We start from the raw sequence: 17,402 nt of genomic DNA, 5'->3' as shown, positions 1-17,402 counted from the left end.
GAAGAGAATCCCTGCATGAAGGTGGCTGTCTGGGCGACAGAGCGCGTCGTTGGCTGCAAGCAAGTACTACTTGCCGGCCTTCTCTGTTTGTTGACGGGCGTTGTCTGCGCTGAGCCGGAAACCGCCGTGAGCAAGGCTGACCAGCGTGCCAGATCAGTCACTCAAGTGGTGCTCGGGATCCTCAGTTATGCCCGGTGGCCTGTTGAGCCCCAACAGCTGCGTCTGTGCGTGGTCGGCCCCACCGAATACACAGACGACCTGGTCAAAGGCCCCACCCAGGCCACTGGTCGGCCGGTTACCGTGCGACGGCTTTTGGCCGACAACCCGGCCATTGCCGGTGAGTGCGATGCGGTGTACATCGGCAAGCTGACCAGCGACGAACGCAGTCAGCTATTCACCTCGTTGACAGGGCGCCCGGTGGTGAGCATCAGCGAAGGCGGTGATCAATGCACCGTCGGCAGTCTGTTCTGCCTGCGGGTCGGCGATGAGCAGGTGTCCTTCGAGGTCAACCTCGACTCGGTCGCCCGCAGCGGCGTGCGCATTCATCCCAGTGTGCTGCAACTGTCACGCCGCAAGCCGGCGGCACCATGAGCCTGTTCAAACTTCGTATACGTCCGACCCTGGGGTCGGTTATCGGCCGTGGACATTTGATCGTCGCCTTGGTGGGCGTGGCCATGGCCAGTGTTTCATTGACCCTGCTGGGCGTTCTGGCCTTGCGGGTCTACGCCGATCACAACCTGCATCTGATCGCCCGTTCGATCAACTACACCGTGGAAGCCGCGGTGGTGTTCAACGACAGGGTCGCGGCTACCGAAGCGCTGGCGTTGATCGCATCCACCGAAGAAGTGGCTGATGCACAGGTGATGGACGAGCAAGGCGAGGTGCTCGCACGTTGGCAACGACCGGAAACGGGGTTGCTTTCTGATCTTGAAATGCAGATCGCCCGGGCGATTCTGGAAAAACCCATCAGCATGCCGATCGTCCATCAAGGTCAGGAAATCGGCAGCATTCTGCTCACCGGTCACGGCGGCAGCCTGATGCGCTTTTTGCTCAGTGGTCTGGTGGGGATCGTCTTGTGTACCGCTGTCAGTGCCTGGGTTGCGCTCTATCTGGCGCGTCGGCAGTTGCGGGGGATCATTGGCCCGTTGCGCAGCCTGGCCGCCGTGGCTCACGCCGCCCGCAGCGAGCGAGCCTTCGACCGGCGCGTGCCGCCCGCCGACATTGCCGAACTCGACAACCTGGGCAACGACTTCAATGCCTTGCTCGATGAGCTTGAGTCCTGGCAGACCCACCTGCAAAGCGAAAACGAAACCCTGGCCCATCAGGCCAGCCATGACAGCCTTACCGGACTGCCGAATCGGGCGTTTTTCGAAGGCCGCCTGATGCGTGCCTTGCGCAATGCCGGCAAGCTGGATGAGCGAGTGGCCGTGCTGTTTCTCGACAGCGACCGGTTCAAGGAGATCAACGATAACTTCGGCCATGCCGCCGGCGATGCGGTGCTGATCGCCGTGGCAACCCGGGTTCGTGCACAGCTGCGTGAAGAGGATCTGGTCGCGCGTCTGGGCGGCGACGAGTTTGCCGTCCTGCTGACGCCGTTGCACAAGACCGAAGACGCTGAATGGATTGCCGACAAAATCATCGCCAGCATGGAAGTACCCATCCCGTTGCCGGGCAGTACTCAGGTGTTGACTTCACTCAGTATTGGCATCGCCGTGTATCCGGATCATGGGGTCACACCGGGTGCGCTGCTCGATGCGGCCGACGCCGCGATGTACCAGGCCAAACGCCTTTCCCGAGGCGCCCAGCACACGTCGGGGTCGGAGTACCCTGTCGCTCATGTTCAAACCAGGAGCTAATTTCTGTGTTCACACTCACTCAGCGTTCCCTGCGATTTTTCACGATCACCCTGTTTATGGCCTTGTTGGCATTGACCGGTTGCCAGACGGCACCGCAAAAGGGCCTGACTGCGGCGCAGATCGCCATGCTCAAGCAGCAAGGGTTCGAGATGACCGACGAGGGGTGGGCCTTTGGCCTGTCCGACAAAGTGCTGTTCAGCAGTGATGTCGAGAGCCTCAACCCTGCCAGTACCGAGATCGTCGAGCGTATTGGCAAGGCGTTGTTGAGTGTGGGAATCGAGCGGGTGAGGGTTGACGGCCACACCGATACCTCGGGCAAAGAGCCCTATAACGAACAGCTTTCCCTGCGTCGCGCGAAAAGCGTTGGCAAGGTGCTGAGCGCTGTCGGCCTAAAAGAAGAAAACATTCAGTTTCGCGGCCTGGGCAGCAGCAAGCCCGTTGCGTCCAACGACACCGCGGCCGGACGCACCGAGAACCGTCGGGTGTCGATCGTGGTGAGCGCGGACTAATCGGCGAACAGCATCTCCCGGCTTTCCCCCATCAACTACCCATCGTGTCACCTATCGATTTCTTGGTTTGCTCCTTGTCACTCTGGGAGTTGCTCAAGGTGGTCCGCTGGTCGAAGGCTTTGGGAATGTCGTGTGTGTCCTACTTGGGGGCTGCGCCGGGTAAGCTTGCTGTGATGTTGATTAGGCACCTTATGAGCGGAAGGGATCAGGTTCGCCTGCACACTGTTTTAAACGAGTGATAACGTCAGGGTCAGTGAGAGCAGTATCGATTCGACCTTTAGCATCAAGGTAGATATCTATCATCCGCCCCCATTTCGGCGTTACATAGAAACACCTCTGAGCACCCTTGTCGGTCCACCAATCGAACCTCATGAAGAAATCTTTATCAGGAAAAATATGGCCCCACTCGACGGATGAGCCCCCCCCTTCGGGCATGTCACCCTTATAGATTCGATGCTGAGTGTTCCAGATGTATCGAAACTCTTCCTTTCCTTCATGCGAAAAATTGACTGCTACGACTGGAGAAGCCAAGTACCAAAACGCAATAGGGCAGACTAATAGGGCGACAAGCAGCCAGCGGCCGTATCTGATTTTAGTATTGCTTGCATTTGTGTTCACGGATGCCTTTCCCCCATGCCTCGGGTCTTACCGCAAGAACTTCGGTCATTACCATTTTTGCCGTGATTCCCCCATTCGGATGTTGGCTGAACAGCTTTATCCCAATGCTAATCGAAGTCCGGTCCGGGGCGTCATCCCACGCACGGAGTCCGTCAATGTCGGCCGAGCGATTAGGTCCCGGAAGTTTTCTTTCCTCTTTAGGTTTCCTTAGGACCTCGCCTACTTTTCTGAGTGCGTCTGACGCGATCTGCTCGGCACCTGCACCGTCCAAGAGGATGCTTTCGGAAAGCCCACCAGCTCGCCCGACGTATCCATAGTGAATGTTCGACCAAATATCGTAGAAGTAATCGTAGTCACCCTGTTTGTGGTAGACGACGCCATTGTATTTCTCGGCGAGTATCGGTTTGTGGTCCCACGGGCGCCCTTGCCCCACACGCTCAGTAAAAAGAGCCATAGCAGCCGCGCCTTTTGAAGCACCAATAGCTTGGGGACTGGTGCCGCCAATTTGGGCATACCAAGGCAGGGCCATTTGTTTGCGGGTTTCTTCAGCAACGTCGTAGCTGACCAGCTCCTTCATTTGCAAGACTGACGGGTGGTGGATGTTGGTATTCATCTCGCCGGCAATATATGCCGCCAGTTCTTCCATCATGTCAGGGTCTTTGCAGACGGCAGGTTCCACTTTCTCTTCAGGTTTCCCTCCAAGCTCCTTAGGGACTGCCTTAGGGTCAACCAGGGCATTCGCAGCTATGGCCTTCTCTGTGAGCTTCGGGTCGGCCAATAAGGTCGCCATTTTCTCATCGTCCATAGAGCCATCAGGGCGAAATGCTCCGAGCGCTGCAAAGTTGATGATCGGTGAGTCCGGGGCGATCTCCATGACAAAACCACCACCGACATCACCTGACCCTGTGATGATTGTCCCACCGTGACTGGTAGGGCTCCCTAAGTGGGCCATGGGTCGGCCATTTATCTTAATAGAAGGAAAGCCCGTGGTAATTACCGCACCACATCCGCACTTATCCCCAACACGAGCAGCACCCATGAAGTTGATGTTGGTATCGGCTGAAGCTGAGGCTATTGGGGTTGTACCGTGACCCGGTAATGGGCAGACATGCTTGTCACCCAATCGAGCAGAAGAAATCATCCTGCATCATCCTTGTCTCTTTCATCCATGGACAGTGACCAGTCTTATTCTGGCGCGCGGGAGGCTACCGGAAACGGATGGAGGAGTCTGTAGGAAAGTCTCAATCTTGGCCGGGACGGTCTCTTTGAGGATCTGGCAGAAAAATCTGAATGACCACCTCACTACGCATACGTGCGCAGGTTCCCCCGTAGGCCCTCGCGCCTGAGCCTTATCGCGTGTCCGCGTGGGTCCTTATCGCGCTCGCGCAGGCCTCTGGAAATTGGTCCTTTTCGGTGTCTGCGAGTACCTCTCAGTGTTACAAGTCGAGTGCCAACCACTGATACAAACCGTTGGCAAAGGCCTGCTGGCCTCGTTACGATGCCGCTACCTGATTCCTTGAAGAACTGTCAGTCGGCGAACAGCATCTTCCGACTTTCCCCCATCAACAGCCCTTGATTCTGCTCGGTGACGGCACGGATGTAATCCCATAGCAACGTGATCCGCTTGAGCTTGCGCAAGTCCTCCCGGCAGTACATCCAGAACTGCCGGGTAATGGTGATTTCTTGCGGCAACACCGGCAGCAATCGCGGATCCTGAGCGGCAAGGAAGCACGGCAGAATCGCCAGTGATCGTCCTTGCTGGGCTGCCACAAACTGCGCGATCACGCTGGTGCTGCGCAGGTTGGCACTGGCACCGGGCAACATATTCGCCAGGTACAGCAACTCCGAGCTGAACGCCAGATCGTCCACATAACTGATGAATTGATGCTTGCCCAAGTCTGCCGGGCGGCGGATGGGTGGGTGCTTGTCCAGATAATCCTGGGTCGCATACAGCTGCAATCGATAGTCGCAGAGTTTGCAGCAGACATAGGGGCCGTGTTCCGGCCGTTCCAGGGCGATGACGATGTCTGCCTCGCGCTTGGACAGGCTGATGAAGTGCGGCAGCGGCAGGATGTCCACCGAGATCGCCGGGTAGGCGTCGACGAAATGGCTCAGCTGCGGGGTGATGAAAAAGCTGCCGAACCCTTCGGTGCAGCCCATGCGCACATGCCCGGACAACGCCACGCCGGAGCCGGAAACCTGCTCGCAAGCCATGTGCAGGGTACTTTCGATCGACTCGGCGTAACCCAATAGACGCTGGCCTTCGGCGGTCAGGACGAAACCACTGGTGCGGGATTTTTCGAACAGCAACGTACCCAATGCCGCTTCCAGCGAACTGATGCGTCGCGACACGGTGGTGTAGTCCACCGCCAGGCGCTTGGCTGCGGTGCTGGCCTTGCGAGTGCGGGCAACCTCGAGGAAAAACTTGAGGTCATCCCAGTTCAACGAGCCTAAAGACGTGATGTTTTTTTGCATGATGGACCGGCTTTTATGTGCGTTCTTATTAGAAGTTTGCACATCTATACTCCAAAAACAGTCCGACAACCAATTCGCGACACACGCCTCATCTCAAGGCGACTTTCTCGCCTTGGCTCCCCAGATAGCTCTCTACATAAGAACAACGTCCCGGAGACCAACATGAACGCATCGCTAGAAACCACCGTGCAAAAGGTCAAGTTGTTGATCGATGGCGAGTGGGTCGAGTCCCAGACCACCGAATGGCACGACATCGTCAACCCGGCGACCCAACAAGTGTTGGCCAAAGTCCCATTCGCGACGGCTGCCGAAGTCGATGCCGCTATCAGTGCTGCCCATCGTGCCTTCCAGACCTGGAAGCTGACGCCGATCGGCGCGCGGATGCGCATCATGCTCAAGCTTCAGGCGTTGATTCGTGAACACTCCAAGCGTATTGCCGTGGTGCTCAGCAATGAGCAGGGCAAAACTATCGCCGACGCTGAAGGTGATATCTTCCGCGGCCTGGAAGTGGTCGAACACGCTTGCTCTATTGGCAGCCTGCAAATGGGCGAGTTCGCCGAGAACGTCGCTGGCGGTGTAGACACCTACACCCTGCGTCAGCCAATCGGCGTCTGTGCCGGCATTACCCCGTTCAACTTTCCGGCGATGATTCCGCTGTGGATGTTCCCGATGGCCATCGCCTGCGGCAACACCTTCGTGCTCAAGCCGTCCGAACAGGATCCGATGTCGACCATGCTGCTGGTGGAGCTGGCCATCGAAGCCGGCATTCCGCCGGGCGTGCTCAACGTCGTTCACGGCGGCAAGGATGTAGTGGACGCGCTCTGCACCCATAAGGACATCAAGGCTGTTTCGTTCGTCGGTTCGACCGCGGTCGGCACTCACGTCTACGACTTGGCCGGCAAACACGGCAAGCGCGTGCAATCGATGATGGGCGCGAAGAACCACGCCGTTGTGCTACCCGATGCCAATCGCGAGCAGGCGCTCAATGCACTGGTCGGCGCCGGTTTCGGCGCAGCCGGGCAGCGCTGCATGGCCACCTCGGTGGTGGTGTTGGTGGGCGCGGCCAAACAATGGCTGCCGGATTTGAAAGCGCTGGCGCAGAAACTCAAGGTCAATGCCGGCAGCGAGCCGGGCACTGATGTTGGTCCGGTGATTTCCAAACGGGCCAAGGCGCGGATTCTCGAGCTGATCGAAAGCGGCATCAAGGAGGGTGCCAAGCTGGAGCTGGACGGTCGCGACATCAGCGTTCCGGGTTTTGAGCAGGGCAACTTTGTGGGGCCGACTCTGTTCTCCGGCGTAACCCCTGAGATGCAGATCTACACCCAGGAAATCTTCGGTCCAGTGCTGGTGGTACTGGAAGTCAACACCCTTGATGAAGCCATCGCCCTGGTCAACGCCAACCCGTTCGGCAACGGCACGGGCCTGTTTACCCAGAGCGGTGCGGCGGCGCGTAAATTCCAGACGGAAATCGACGTTGGCCAGGTCGGCATCAACATTCCGATTCCGGTGCCAGTGCCGTTCTTCAGTTTCACCGGTTCCCGTGGTTCGAAGCTCGGCGACCTCGGTCCGTATGGCAAGCAAGTGGTGCAGTTCTACACTCAAACCAAGACCGTCACCGCGCGCTGGTTCGACGATGACAGCGTCAACGACGGTGTGAACACCACCATCCACTTGCGTTAAGGAGCCGGACATGAAAATCGCTTTTATCGGTCTCGGCAACATGGGTGCGCCGATGGCGCGCAACCTGATCAAGGCCGGCCATTCACTGCGGCTGGTCGACCTGAACAAAGCTGTACTGGCAGAGCTCGAGCAACTGGGCGGCAGCATCAGCGCTTCGGCCCGTGAAGCGGCTCAAGGTGCAGAGCTGGTGATTACCATGCTGCCCGCCGCTGTGCATGTGCGCAGCGTCTGGCTGGGCGAAGATGGCGTGCTGGCGGGGATCGCCAAAGGCGTGCCGGCGGTGGATTGCAGCACCATTGATCCGCAGACGGCGCGTGATGTGGCTGCAGCTGCCGCCAAACAAGGTGTGGCCATGGCCGATGCCCCGGTCTCCGGCGGTACCGGCGGTGCAGCGGCCGGGACGCTGACCTTCATGGTCGGCGCCACGCCTGAATTGTTCGCCACCCTGCAACCGGTGCTGGCGCAGATGGGCCGCAACATTGTCCACTGTGGCGAAGTCGGCACCGGGCAAATCGCCAAGATCTGCAATAACCTGCTGCTGGCGATTTCCATGGTCGGCGTCAGCGAAGCCATGGCCTTGGGCGATGCGCTGGGGATCGACACGACGGTGCTGGCGGGGATCATCAACAGTTCCACCGGGCGTTGCTGGAGTTCGGAGATGTACAACCCGTGGCCCGGCATCGTCGAAACGGCGCCGGCCTCGCGCGGGTATACCGGCGGTTTCGGTGCCGAACTGATGCTCAAGGATCTGGGGTTGGCCACTGAGGCGGCACGTCAGGCGCACCAACCGGTGATGCTCGGCGCGCTGGCGCAGCAGTTGTATCAGGCGATGAGTCAGCGTGGGGAAGGGGGTAAGGACTTCTCGGCGATCATCAACAGCTATCGCAAACCGCAGTAAAACTTTTCGGCAAGCGGGCTTTTGTGGCGAGGGAGCTTGCTCCCGCTGGTGCGCGAAGCGGACCCAATTGGGGCTATCAGCCAGGGCGCACTGGACTGGTTTACGACGGCTTCGCCGCCGAGCGGGAGCAAGCTCCCTCGCCACAGGGTCTTGTATTGTTCTTGAAAACCTATTTACCGGGAGACCACGTCGGGTGGTCTCTCGGTTTTTTGCATCAGGCAAACACGAAATACTTGCGTACGGTTTCAACCACTTCCCACGTACCTTTCATCCCCGGCTCAATGACGAAAATATCACCGGCACGCAGATGGATCGGCTCCTTTCCTTCCGGGGTGATGATGCAATACCCTTCGCGGAAATCGCAGTATTCCCACTTCACGTATTCCACATACCATTTGCCTGGCGTGCAGATCCAGGTGCCCATGATTTTGCTGCCGTCTTCGCTGGTGTAGGCGTTGAGGTTGACGGTGTGCGGGTCGCCTTCGAGTTTTTCCCATTTGCAGGCGTCGAGCACCGGCAGTGGGTGGGTATCGCGAAGAACGGTAATAGGTGCGGTCATGTGGACTCCGGGGCGGTGGACTAGAGAACTGAAGTCGCACCCTATAGCGCCTGTCCACCGGTCAGTTGTCTGTGCTCGACATTGAGCTGTCCAGAAACGCGCATTGCCCTCAAAGGCTGTTCAGCGGGCAATCGAGCCGGCTCTGTTCGAGGCTGGCTTCGAACTCGACCAATTGTGAATGCTGCTGCGACAGCACAGCGATCCGCTCGCTGATTTCCTGCTTCTTGGCGGCGATGACCTGATGGGCCCGTTCCCACGGCATTTGCGGCCCCTGATGCCCGGCGAAGACCGACTGCAATTCCTTGAGCCTGAAACCCAGCTGCTGCGCGCACTTGATGAAGATCAGCAGGTCAACGCTTTTCTGGTCGTAGACGCGGTATTTTCCCAACCGCTGAGCGGCGGGCAGCAGGCCGATCGACTCGTAATGGCGGATGCTTTTGATCGTGGTTCCGGAGCGCTGCGCGGCTTGGCCGATGTACATGGAAAATCCCTTTTCGCCGTGGTTGCCCGGTGCATTATCGGCAGACTCAGCGGCTGACGATAGCCTGGGCCTGGCGTAACCAGATTTCACGCTGGTCAGCGCTGGAACCAAGAATCGGGCCGAACGTGAGCGTGCGTTGTGGCTCGATGCCGCAGAACGCGAGCGTGGTTTTGCGTACCTGATGCAGTCCAGGCATGCGATAGACCCAGCGGTAATACCAGGGTGGCGTGTCCATGGTCACCAGCAAATGGGCGCTGCGACCGTGCAGGAGTTTGTCGGGAAAGGCTTTGCCTTTGCGGTATTTGAAAGCGAAACCCGGCAGGAACACCCGATCGAAAAAGCCCTTGAGCAACGCCGGAATTCCGCCCCACCAGATCGGATAAACCAGCGTCAGGTGCTCGGCCCATAAAATTTCAGCCTGGGCATGGCACAAGTCGGCTTCCAGTGGCTGAACCTGCTGATACCCTTCGCGCAGCACCGGATCAAAATCCATTCTGCCTAGAAACAACTGGCGCACCTCATGCCCGGCACGCAGCGCCGATTGTGCGTAGCGTTCGGCAAGTGCGCCGCAAAAACTGTTACTTGAAGGATGCCCGAGGATCACCAAAATTCGTTTGCCCATCGCCTCTGTCCTTGAAGATGAAAGCACAAGGGTAAAGTCTGCCCCTCAGGGGAGAGTCAAGGCGTGCAGCAAGGCCTTGGCGTAACCGGGCAATGCGCTGAAATCCCGAGCGCAGAGCAACAGTTTGCGTGTGGCCCAAGGTTCTTGCAGGGCGAAGTGCTTGAAGGTTTGTTCGCCGCGCCAGCGCTCAACTGCCGCCAGGGGGACGATCGCCAGCCCCGTCCCCCGGGCAACCATGCGCATCACGCCGTCGAAACCGTCGGCGCGGATGCGGATTTGCATGCGTGATCCGGTGTGCAGCGCCTGTTCTTCCAGGTACACCGCCAACGCGCTGTTGGCGTTCAGGCCGACGTAGTCGTGGTGCAAAGTGTTGCTGAAGCTCACTACACCTGCGTGGGCCAAGGGATGATCGCGGGGCATGATCAGCACCAGCGGATCGTCGCGAAACGGGCGGGTCTGCAGGTCATCGGTCTCCACGGCATCAGAGACGATACCCAAGTCTGCCGCACCTTGGCGCAAGGCGTGGGTGATGCGTGCACTGGGCCGTTCTTGCAGATCGATGTCGAGGTTGGGGTGATCGCGCAAAAAGTCTGCAAGCAACTCCGGCAGGTATTCGGTGATCGCTGTGGTATTGCACAGCAGCCGAACCTGGCCTTTGACGCCATTGGCGTATTCGGCCAAATCCTGCTGCATGCGCTCGGCCTGCTGCAACAGGACTCGGGCATGTTGCGCCAACGCTTTGCCGGCTGGGGTCGGACTGATACCACGGCGACCTCGTTCAAGAAACTCGATGCCCAATGAAGCTTCCATGGCGCGGATGCGTGCACTCGCCGCCGCCAGCGACAAATGACTGCGGGCGGCGCCGGCGGTGATGTTGCCGGTGTCGAGGATGTTCAGGTAGAGGCGCAGGTCGGTCAGGTCGAAGTGCATCGGCAACCTCTGGATGTTTGTTGTCTGGACGGGCGCCTTCGCGGGCAAGCCCGCTCCCACAGGGATCTTTGGCGGACACACAAATTTGTGTTCGATACATTTCAACTGTGGGAGCGAGGCTTGCCCGCGAAGGCGTCAGCAGCCGCAACGAAGAACTTTAGCCTCTACCAAATCAAGAGGCAGCCTCAGTATATGGCAGATTTTCAGCGCAACCTTCAGGGCTCACCATAGCCCCATGAATACACTCGCCGCGTTCTACCAACACCTGGGTTTGGCCCTGTCCTTATTGGTTATCGCCACCTTCCTGCTGGCCGGGATGATCAAAGGCGTGATCGGCCTCGGACTACCGACCATTGCCATGGGCTTGCTCGGTCTGGCTATGGCGCCGTCGCAGGCTGCGGCATTGCTGATTATTCCCGCGACGCTGACCAACGTCTGGCAACTGGCATTCGGCGGTCATTTGCGCGGGCTGCTTAACCGGCTATGGTCGATGCTGCTGGCGATTTTCATCGGCACCGGCGCCGGCACAGTATGGATCGGCATGGCCGGTGGACACTGGGTGGTGCGGGGGCTGGGGGCGGCGCTGTTGATTTACGCCTTGAGTGGGTTGTTCCTGCCGACCTTGCGCGTCGGCGGTCGCACCGAGCGTTGGCTCGGTCCGCTCTGCGGTGTGCTGACGGGCGTCATCACCTCGGCCACCGGTGTCTTCGTGATTCCGGCGGTGCCTTACCTGCAAGCGCTGGGCTTGAACAAGGATGAACTGGTGCAGGCGCTGGGCCTGTCGTTCACCGTCTCGACCCTCGCGTTGGCCGCCGGCCTGTTATGGCGCGGCGCCCTCGGCGGTGGTGAATTGAGTGCATCACTGCTGGCGCTGATCCCGGCGGTGCTCGGTATGTTGCTGGGCCAATGGCTGCGCCAGCGGATCAGCGCCGTGTTGTTCAAGCGGGTGTTCTTCATCGGCCTTGGCGCGCTCGGCAGCCATTTGCTGATCAGCGGCTAGCGGACGAAGTGCTGAGCATCTCGATCGAGCGGATATCGAAATTCCGCTCCAGATACTCCATGCGCTGGTCGAGGAACTGCTTCATGTGCGGCAGGTTCGAGTGCTCGTCCAGATGGGCCTGGGATTGCCAGATCTCGTAGAAGATAAACAGCGTCGGGTCCTGTTGGTCTCGCAGCATGTGGTACTCGATGCAACCGGGCTCGGCGCGACTCGGTTCGACATAGGCACGGAAGAACGCTTCGAAAGCCTCGGCTTTTTCCGGGCGGGTCTTGGCGTACAGGATGAAGCCTTGCAGTTCGCTCATCAGGGTGTCCTTGAAAGTCTGAATCGGCGCAAGTTTATGGCAACAATCGCTTGTCGATTCGTGCGTATTGGTCAAATGAATTTTGCTGATCGAGCGCTTATTCCACGCGAGGCTGATCGCTACTCTGCCGCCATCGAATTTCAACCTTGCGAGATTTCTCATGAAAAAAGTCCTGTTGCTCAATGGCGGAAAAAAATTTGCCCACTCCGATGGTCGCTACAACACGACGCTGCACGAAGCGGCGCTGAGCGTGCTGGATCGCGGTGGTGTGGATGTGAAAGCCACATTCATCGACGAGGGTTACGACGTCGCCGAAGAGGTCGCCAAATTCCTCTGGGCCGATGTGATCATTTATCAGATGCCGGGCTGGTGGATGGGCGCACCCTGGACCGTCAAGAAATACGTCGATGAAGTCTTCACCGAAGGCCACGGCAGCCTCTACGCCAGCGATGGCCGCACGCGCTCCGACGCGTCGCAAAAATACGGCAGCGGCGGTCTGTTGCACGGTAAGAAATACATGCTGTCGCTGACCTGGAACGCGCCGCAGCAAGCCTTCGACGACCCGACCGATTTCTTCGAAGCCAAGGGCGTGGATGCGGTGTACTTCCCGTTCCACAAAGCCAACACCTTCCTCGGTATGACCGGTTTGCCGACCTTCCTGTGCGTCGATGTGATGAAGCGTCCGAATGTCGAAGCCGATGTGGCGCGTTATGAGCAGCACTTGACCGAGGTGTTTGGCCTTAAGGCATAACGCTCAGCTACTATCGATATCTGAAGCGGGCACCGAATCCGTGGCGAGGGAGCTTGCTCCCGCTCGGCGGCGAAGCCGTCGTAAAGTCAGTCGACGTGGTTTGCTGAATCACTGCATTGTTTTGGGTCCGCTTCGCGCACCAGCGGGAGCAAGCTCCCTCGCCACAGTAAAACGGCGGCGTGGGACTATCGATAAGGTACACACGTGAAAGCCAGATCCGATGAGTTGCAGATTTTCGTCTGCGTAATTGAATGCGGGTCGATTTCAGCTGCCGCCGAACAGGTCGGGCAAACGCCGTCGGCGGTCAGCCGCACGCTCTCGCGCCTGGAGGCCAAGCTCGACACCACGCTGATCAACCGCACCACACGGCGCATGGACCTGACCGAGGAGGGCAAGTATTTTTTCGAGCACGCCAAGCTGATTCTCGATCAGATGGAAGAACTCGAAGAGCGCCTGTCCTCACGCCAGCAAACCCCGTCCGGGCGCCTGCGGATCAACGCCGCCTCGCCGTTCATGCTGCATGCCATCGTGCCGCACATCGAAGAATTCCGCCGTCTCTACCCGGACATCCAGCTCGAACTCAACAGCAACGACCTGATTATCGACCTGCTTGAACAAAGCACCGACATCGCCATTCGCATCGGCACGCTGGCCGACTCGACCTTGCATGCCCGTTCCCTGGGTTGCAGCCCGCTGCACATCGTCGCCAGCCCGGCGTATCTGGAGCAGCGCGGCGTACCGAGCGCTGTCGCGGATTTGAGCGAGCACGCGCTGCTGGGTTTTACCCATAACGAAGGCCTCAACCAATGGCCGCTGCGCTATGTCCACGGTGATCGCTGGCCGATCCAGGCGTCGATCAGCGCGTCCAGTGGCGAGACGGTCAGGCACCTGGCGCTGGCCGGCCAGGGCATTGCCTGTCTTTCGCACTTCATGACCATCGACGACATCCGCGCCGGTCGCTTGCAGGTGCTGCTGGCGGAGTTCAACAGCGGATATCGCCAGCCCATCAACGCGGTGTACTACCGAAACTCGCAACTGGCCCTACGAATTCAGTGCTTCCTGGACTTCATCCAGGGCAAGTTGGCGGTTTATGCGATTGCGGACTTCAGGGGCTGATTCCCAGACCGCGTCATCGTTCTTCGCGAGCAGGCTCGCTCCCACATTGGTTCTGTGTTGATCCCATTATTGTGAATCGATGCAAGTCCATTGTGGGAGCGAGCCTGCTCGCGATTGCATTTCCGGCAGCCCATTAACTGGCCGGCCCACCTTCAATTCCGTAACATCCGCCGCTCTTCTCCCGCCTGCATTTTTAGGTAAGCCATGAAACCCATACGTCTGCGTGCCGATGTCCTGGCCGGACTCACGACCTCTTTCGCCCTGCTACCCGAATGCATCGCCTTCGCGCTGGTGGCTCACCTCAATCCACTGATGGGGCTTTACGGCGCCTTCATCATCTGCACCCTGACTGCGCTCTTCGGCGGACGGCCGGGGATGGTGTCCGGCGCCGCCGGCTCGATGGCCGTGGTGATCGTCGCGCTGGTGGTGCAGCACGGTGTCCAGTACTTGCTGGCGACGGTGCTGCTGGGCGGGCTGATCATGCTGGCGTTCGGTCTGTTGAGGCTGGGCAAGCTGGTGCGCATGGTGCCGTACCCGGTGATGCTCGGCTTCGTCAACGGTCTGGCGATCGTCATTGCCCTGGCCCAGTTGGAGCACTTCAAGAGCGGTGAAGCCTGGTTGAGTGGCACACCGCTGTACATGATGATCGGGCTGGTGGCGCTGACGATGGCCATCGTCTACCTGATGCCGCGCCTGACCCGTGCCGTGCCGCCGGCGCTGGTGGCGATTCTGAGCGTTGGGCTGGCGGTTTACCTGCTCGGCCTGCCGACCCGCACCCTGGGTGACATGGCGCACATTGCTGGCGGCTTGCCGGGTGTTGCGCTGCCAGACATCCCCTGGAACCTGGAAACCCTGCGCATCATCGCCCCTTACGCGATATTGATGGCGTTGGTTGGCCTGCTGGAAACCCTGCTGACCCTGAGCCTGGCCGACGAGATCACCGAGAGCCGTGGCTTCCCGGATCGTGAGTGCGTGGCATTGGGCGCTGCCAACATCGTCTCTGGCGTGTTCGGCGGCATGGGTGGCTGCGCGATGATCGGGCAAACCATGATCAACCTCAGCTCCGGCGGTCGCGGTCGGCTGTCCGGTGCGGTGGCCGGGGGGATGATTCTGCTGTTCGTGCTGTTCCTTTCGCCGCTGATCGAGCGCATCCCGCTGGCCGCGCTGGTCGGGGTGATGTTCGTGGTGTCGCAGCAGACGTTCGCCTGGGCCTCGCTGCGGGTGCTGGACAAGGTGCCGCTGAACGATGTCTTGGTGATCATCGCGGTAACGGTGATTACGGTGTTCACCGATCTGGCCGTCGCCGTGTTATGCGGGATCATCATTGCGGCGCTCAACTTTGCCTGGCAGCAGGCTCGCGAGCTGTATGCCGACAGTCATCAGGAAAGCGACGGCAGCAAACTCTACCGCCTGCACGGCACACTGTTTTTCGCCTCTACCACGCCGTTCCTCAACCAGTTCGACCCCGCCAATGACCCGGCCCAGGTGACCCTTGATTGTCGCCACCTGAGCTTTGTCGACTACTCGGCTATCGCCGCGCTGAAGACATTGCGCGAGCGCTACGCCAAGGCTGGCAAGCAGCTACGCGTACTGCACCTGTCCGAACGCTGCAAGAAACTGCTCAAACGCGCCAGCGAGCATCACGACTGAAATCGATGAGTGATCGTTCCCATACTCCGCGTCACTGGTGCGGGCGAATTCTGGACAGCATAATGGCTACTTAGTAGCATCCGCCGCATACGGATTTTCTCCTGCACGTCGATCGACGTGGGTCTATCAAGGAATCGAAATGCTCAACTTCACCCATGGCGATAGAACCGTTTCTTTCACTGTCTTGAGCGGTGAAGTGGTGGGCAGCGAAAAACTGAGCGAGACCCGTGTGACATCCACGGGCGGCGTTCAGGTGAACGGTAACGACGGTGATGTGACGCCTGTGCGCATCAGTTCTGTTTCAATCATCAATCATGAGATCTGGGTCAAAACCCCGGACGGCGTCGAGCACGATGTAAAGCTGCGCGGTGTGGACATTCCTTTGCGCACAGGTCAGGAAATCTCTTTGATCAGTGCCTTGAAAAAGGATGGTTCGCCTCTGCACACCATTTTGCAGAACCACACGGCGTCCAAGCGCTGGGTGTTGCGTGACGCGAACGTACTGAATACCGAGCTGGAGCTGTCGCCCTTTAACTGGAAGACAGTGCTGATCGTGCTTGGATTGTGCATCGCTGGTTTTGCTACAGCCGGGCTAGGCTTCCTGGCGGCAGCGGGCTATTTTTGCTACGCGTGGTATCAAGGCTCCCAGCGCAAGAAACGGCTGATTAGCGATTTGAACGCCTACATCGAGAAGCTGGACAATCAGGTCGCCAGTCGCGGTCGGGCACCAAACCCTGTTCAAGTTGAAAGCCCGGTCCAGGCTGAAATCTCTTTCCAGGTCGAAAGTCCTGCACCGGCGCAACCCCCTGTCGAGACTGAAAGCCCTGTGCTGAACAGCGATAGCGTGCGCAGGGCGCTATCGCGCAATCTCTGATGACTTGATCTCGATACAGAGCTCGATTTGATCTCGGCTCACTGCATCGTGACTTTTCAAGGAATAGAGATGTACGACTTCAGCTACGACAATGTCATTGTCAAGTTTACGAAGCATCCTCGCGCATCCGCTGTCGATGGTTGGCTCCGACGGATTGCCGGAAGCCCCGTTTCCGCATCCGCGTTTATGGGGGGCGTTCCCACGAGTGCTCGGGCATTTCAGTCGCGACGTTGGTCTGTTTCCGCTGCACACCGCCGTGCACAAGATGACCGGGCTGTCGGCGGCGCGATTTGGCTTGACGGCGCGTGGCGAGATTCGTGAAGGGTATTGGGCGGACCTGGTGTTGTTCGATCCAGCGACGATTCGCGATGTGGCGGACTTCAACGATCCGCAACGGGCGGCGCAAGGGATTGATGGGGTGTGGGTCAACGGTGTCTTGAGTTACTGCGACGGTCAGGCGAACGGCAGAAGGGAAGGGCGGTTTCTGGCGCGGGAAGGGGAATTGCGCAAAGGGTTTCATTGATAGAAAAGATTGCATCTTCGGCAGCTACAGAGACATGTGAACGCCCGCAGGAGCTGCCGAAGGCTTCGATCCTTTGATCTGTGTCTCATGGTGGCACATTGGGGTTAAAGAAAGCCGCTACCAAGCCGAAGCGCTGACATCCAGCCCAGCTACACTGGGCTCATTCAGTCAGGGAGCTACCCCATGAGTTTCGGCAAAACCACCCCGATCCTGCGGATTTTCGATGAAACCAAGGCATTGGAGTTCTACGTCGAGTTCCTGGGGTTCAAGATCGACTGGCAGCATCGCTTCGAAGTGGACTTCCCGTTGTACTTGCAAATCTCCCGTGGCGAATGCGTGCTGCACTTGTCCGAACACCACGGCGACGCGACACCGGGATCAGCCCTGCGCATCGAGACCGATGAGTTGGAGGCGTTCCAGCAGCAATTGCTGGCCAAGGAATATTCTTTCGCTCGTCCACAGATTCAGGCCATGCCATGGGGGAGCCAGGACATGACCATTAGTGATCCGTTCGGCAATCGGTTGGTGTTTACCAATGCGATCAGTGTTTGATTGA

Annotated in this window: 19 protein-coding genes and 2 pseudogenes; 13 read left to right on the top strand and 8 right to left on the bottom strand. The window is 58.9% G+C overall.

Annotated features, from left to right (window positions below; all coding sequences use genetic code 11):
- Window positions 1-15 precede the first annotated feature (15 nt).
- The 4 genes and pseudogenes from QMK51_RS24875 to QMK51_RS29055 all read left to right on the top strand — a co-directional run.
- On the top strand, window positions 16-591 hold the full coding sequence (locus tag QMK51_RS24875) for a YfiR family protein (protein WP_320392328.1): 576 nt from the start codon (window positions 16-18) through the stop codon (window positions 589-591).
- Window positions 588-1,856: a diguanylate cyclase domain-containing protein gene (locus QMK51_RS24870; protein WP_320392327.1), complete on the top strand. Its 1,269-nt coding sequence runs from the start codon at window positions 588-590 to the stop codon at window positions 1,854-1,856. Before QMK51_RS24875 ends, QMK51_RS24870 begins: the two co-directional genes overlap by 4 nt.
- A gap of 5 nt (window positions 1,857-1,861) precedes the next feature.
- Window positions 1,862-2,365 (top strand): OmpA family protein, encoded by a 504-nt coding sequence (locus QMK51_RS24865; protein ID WP_320392326.1) that lies wholly within the window; start codon window positions 1,862-1,864, stop codon window positions 2,363-2,365.
- Window positions 2,366-2,414: 49 nt separating this feature from the next.
- Window positions 2,415-2,528, top strand: a pseudogene (locus QMK51_RS29055) (hypothetical protein); the annotation flags it as partial.
- Window positions 2,529-2,554: 26 nt separating this feature from the next.
- On the opposite strand, the gene QMK51_RS24860 reads toward QMK51_RS29055, so the two are convergent.
- From QMK51_RS24860 to QMK51_RS24850, 3 genes are all read right to left on the bottom strand, one after another.
- A complete protein-coding gene (locus QMK51_RS24860) occupies window positions 2,555-2,911 on the bottom strand; it encodes a hypothetical protein (RefSeq protein ID WP_413817544.1) in 357 nt (118 codons plus the stop codon).
- Window positions 2,912-2,957: 46 nt separating this feature from the next.
- A complete protein-coding gene (locus QMK51_RS24855; RefSeq protein ID WP_320392325.1) occupies window positions 2,958-4,124 on the bottom strand; it encodes a polymorphic toxin type 44 domain-containing protein in 1,167 nt (388 codons plus the stop codon).
- Between the two features lie 386 nt (window positions 4,125-4,510).
- Complete coding sequence (locus QMK51_RS24850) at window positions 4,511-5,458, bottom strand: LysR family transcriptional regulator (protein ID WP_320392324.1); 948 nt, start codon at window positions 5,456-5,458, stop codon at window positions 4,511-4,513.
- 162 nt (window positions 5,459-5,620) lie between these two features.
- Between QMK51_RS24850 and QMK51_RS24845 the strand changes: the two genes are divergently transcribed.
- Together QMK51_RS24845 and mmsB are read left to right on the top strand one after the other, a co-directional pair.
- Window positions 5,621-7,138: a CoA-acylating methylmalonate-semialdehyde dehydrogenase gene (locus QMK51_RS24845; RefSeq protein WP_258697671.1), complete on the top strand. Its 1,518-nt coding sequence runs from the start codon at window positions 5,621-5,623 to the stop codon at window positions 7,136-7,138.
- Between the two features lie 10 nt (window positions 7,139-7,148).
- A complete protein-coding gene (gene mmsB, locus QMK51_RS24840; RefSeq protein WP_320392323.1) occupies window positions 7,149-8,036 on the top strand; it encodes a 3-hydroxyisobutyrate dehydrogenase in 888 nt (295 codons plus the stop codon).
- A gap of 214 nt (window positions 8,037-8,250) precedes the next feature.
- Here the strand turns inward: mmsB and QMK51_RS24835 are convergent, their stop codons facing one another.
- The 4 genes from QMK51_RS24835 to QMK51_RS24820 all read right to left on the bottom strand — a co-directional run bounded on the left by QMK51_RS24835 (window position 8,251) and on the right by QMK51_RS24820 (window position 10,628).
- On the bottom strand, window positions 8,251-8,595 hold the full coding sequence (locus tag QMK51_RS24835; RefSeq protein WP_007946320.1) for a cupin domain-containing protein: 345 nt from the start codon (window positions 8,593-8,595) through the stop codon (window positions 8,251-8,253).
- Window positions 8,596-8,704: 109 nt separating this feature from the next.
- Window positions 8,705-9,076, bottom strand: coding sequence for a MerR family transcriptional regulator (locus tag QMK51_RS24830; RefSeq protein ID WP_320392322.1), 372 nt, complete (start codon window positions 9,074-9,076; stop codon window positions 8,705-8,707).
- A 46-nt stretch (window positions 9,077-9,122) separates the two neighbouring features.
- Complete coding sequence (locus tag QMK51_RS24825) at window positions 9,123-9,698, bottom strand: NAD(P)H-dependent oxidoreductase (protein WP_320392321.1); 576 nt, start codon at window positions 9,696-9,698, stop codon at window positions 9,123-9,125.
- Between the two features lie 45 nt (window positions 9,699-9,743).
- Window positions 9,744-10,628, bottom strand: a complete 885-nt coding sequence (locus tag QMK51_RS24820; RefSeq protein WP_320392320.1) for a LysR substrate-binding domain-containing protein — start codon at window positions 10,626-10,628, stop codon at window positions 9,744-9,746.
- Window positions 10,629-10,863: 235 nt separating this feature from the next.
- Between QMK51_RS24820 and QMK51_RS24815 the strand changes: the two genes are divergently transcribed.
- The gene (locus QMK51_RS24815) at window positions 10,864-11,628 is read left to right on the top strand and encodes a sulfite exporter TauE/SafE family protein (protein WP_320392319.1); all 765 of its coding nucleotides are present in this window, start codon (window positions 10,864-10,866) and stop codon (window positions 11,626-11,628) included.
- Here the strand turns inward: QMK51_RS24815 and QMK51_RS24810 are convergent.
- Entirely contained in the window at window positions 11,618-11,932 is a 315-nt protein-coding gene (locus QMK51_RS24810; RefSeq protein WP_320392318.1) for a putative quinol monooxygenase, read from the bottom strand. The two genes, QMK51_RS24815 and QMK51_RS24810, sit on opposite strands and share 11 nt — an antisense overlap.
- Window positions 11,933-12,092: 160 nt before the next feature.
- Between QMK51_RS24810 and QMK51_RS24805 the strand changes: the two genes are divergently transcribed.
- The 6 genes and pseudogenes from QMK51_RS24805 (at window position 12,093) to QMK51_RS24780 (ending at window position 17,398) form a co-directional block, all read left to right on the top strand.
- Entirely contained in the window at window positions 12,093-12,683 is a 591-nt protein-coding gene (locus QMK51_RS24805; protein ID WP_320392317.1) for an NAD(P)H-dependent oxidoreductase, read from the top strand.
- A gap of 204 nt (window positions 12,684-12,887) precedes the next feature.
- Window positions 12,888-13,799: a LysR family transcriptional regulator gene (locus tag QMK51_RS24800; protein WP_320392316.1), complete on the top strand. Its 912-nt coding sequence runs from the start codon at window positions 12,888-12,890 to the stop codon at window positions 13,797-13,799.
- A 204-nt stretch (window positions 13,800-14,003) separates the two neighbouring features.
- Window positions 14,004-15,449 carry a SulP family inorganic anion transporter gene (locus QMK51_RS24795; RefSeq protein WP_320392315.1) on the top strand — a complete coding sequence of 482 codons (1,446 nt, stop codon included), beginning with the start codon at window positions 14,004-14,006 and terminating at the stop codon, window positions 15,447-15,449.
- A 139-nt stretch (window positions 15,450-15,588) separates the two neighbouring features.
- Window positions 15,589-16,323: a hypothetical protein gene (locus QMK51_RS24790; RefSeq protein WP_320392314.1), complete on the top strand. Its 735-nt coding sequence runs from the start codon at window positions 15,589-15,591 to the stop codon at window positions 16,321-16,323.
- Window positions 16,324-16,432: 109 nt separating this feature from the next.
- Window positions 16,433-16,846, top strand: a pseudogene (locus QMK51_RS24785) (amidohydrolase family protein); the annotation flags it as partial.
- A gap of 183 nt (window positions 16,847-17,029) precedes the next feature.
- Window positions 17,030-17,398, top strand: coding sequence for a VOC family protein (locus QMK51_RS24780; RefSeq protein WP_258697653.1), 369 nt, complete (start codon window positions 17,030-17,032; stop codon window positions 17,396-17,398).
- Window positions 17,399-17,402 lie beyond the last annotated feature (4 nt).

It is taken from the genome of Pseudomonas sp. P9_31, from assembly GCF_034008235.1.
Classification (GTDB): domain Bacteria; phylum Pseudomonadota; class Gammaproteobacteria; order Pseudomonadales; family Pseudomonadaceae; genus Aquipseudomonas.
This window is presented reverse-complemented; position numbering and strand designations above follow the sequence as displayed.

Bases quoted from the DNA above. Each gene is read 5' to 3' on its own strand.
- QMK51_RS24875 (WP_320392328.1), top strand. From the start codon at position 16: ATGAAGGTGGCTGTCTGGGCGACAGAGCGCGTCGTTGGCTGCAAGCAA.
- QMK51_RS24870 (WP_320392327.1), top strand. From the start codon at position 588: ATGAGCCTGTTCAAACTTCGTATACGTCCGACCCTGGGGTCGGTTATC.
- QMK51_RS24855 (WP_320392325.1), bottom strand. From the start codon at position 4,124: ATGATTTCTTCTGCTCGATTGGGTGACAAGCATGTCTGCCCATTACCG.
- QMK51_RS24850 (WP_320392324.1), bottom strand. From the start codon at position 5,458: ATGCAAAAAAACATCACGTCTTTAGGCTCGTTGAACTGGGATGACCTC.
- QMK51_RS24845 (WP_258697671.1), top strand. From the start codon at position 5,621: ATGAACGCATCGCTAGAAACCACCGTGCAAAAGGTCAAGTTGTTGATC.
- mmsB (WP_320392323.1), top strand. From the start codon at position 7,149: ATGAAAATCGCTTTTATCGGTCTCGGCAACATGGGTGCGCCGATGGCG.
- QMK51_RS24835 (WP_007946320.1), bottom strand. From the start codon at position 8,595: ATGACCGCACCTATTACCGTTCTTCGCGATACCCACCCACTGCCGGTG.
- QMK51_RS24830 (WP_320392322.1), bottom strand. From the start codon at position 9,076: ATGTACATCGGCCAAGCCGCGCAGCGCTCCGGAACCACGATCAAAAGC.
- QMK51_RS24825 (WP_320392321.1), bottom strand. From the start codon at position 9,698: ATGGGCAAACGAATTTTGGTGATCCTCGGGCATCCTTCAAGTAACAGT.
- QMK51_RS24820 (WP_320392320.1), bottom strand. From the start codon at position 10,628: ATGCACTTCGACCTGACCGACCTGCGCCTCTACCTGAACATCCTCGAC.
- QMK51_RS24815 (WP_320392319.1), top strand. From the start codon at position 10,864: ATGAATACACTCGCCGCGTTCTACCAACACCTGGGTTTGGCCCTGTCC.
- QMK51_RS24810 (WP_320392318.1), bottom strand. From the start codon at position 11,932: ATGAGCGAACTGCAAGGCTTCATCCTGTACGCCAAGACCCGCCCGGAA.
- QMK51_RS24805 (WP_320392317.1), top strand. From the start codon at position 12,093: ATGAAAAAAGTCCTGTTGCTCAATGGCGGAAAAAAATTTGCCCACTCC.
- QMK51_RS24795 (WP_320392315.1), top strand. From the start codon at position 14,004: ATGAAACCCATACGTCTGCGTGCCGATGTCCTGGCCGGACTCACGACC.
- QMK51_RS24790 (WP_320392314.1), top strand. From the start codon at position 15,589: ATGCTCAACTTCACCCATGGCGATAGAACCGTTTCTTTCACTGTCTTG.
- QMK51_RS24780 (WP_258697653.1), top strand. From the start codon at position 17,030: ATGAGTTTCGGCAAAACCACCCCGATCCTGCGGATTTTCGATGAAACC.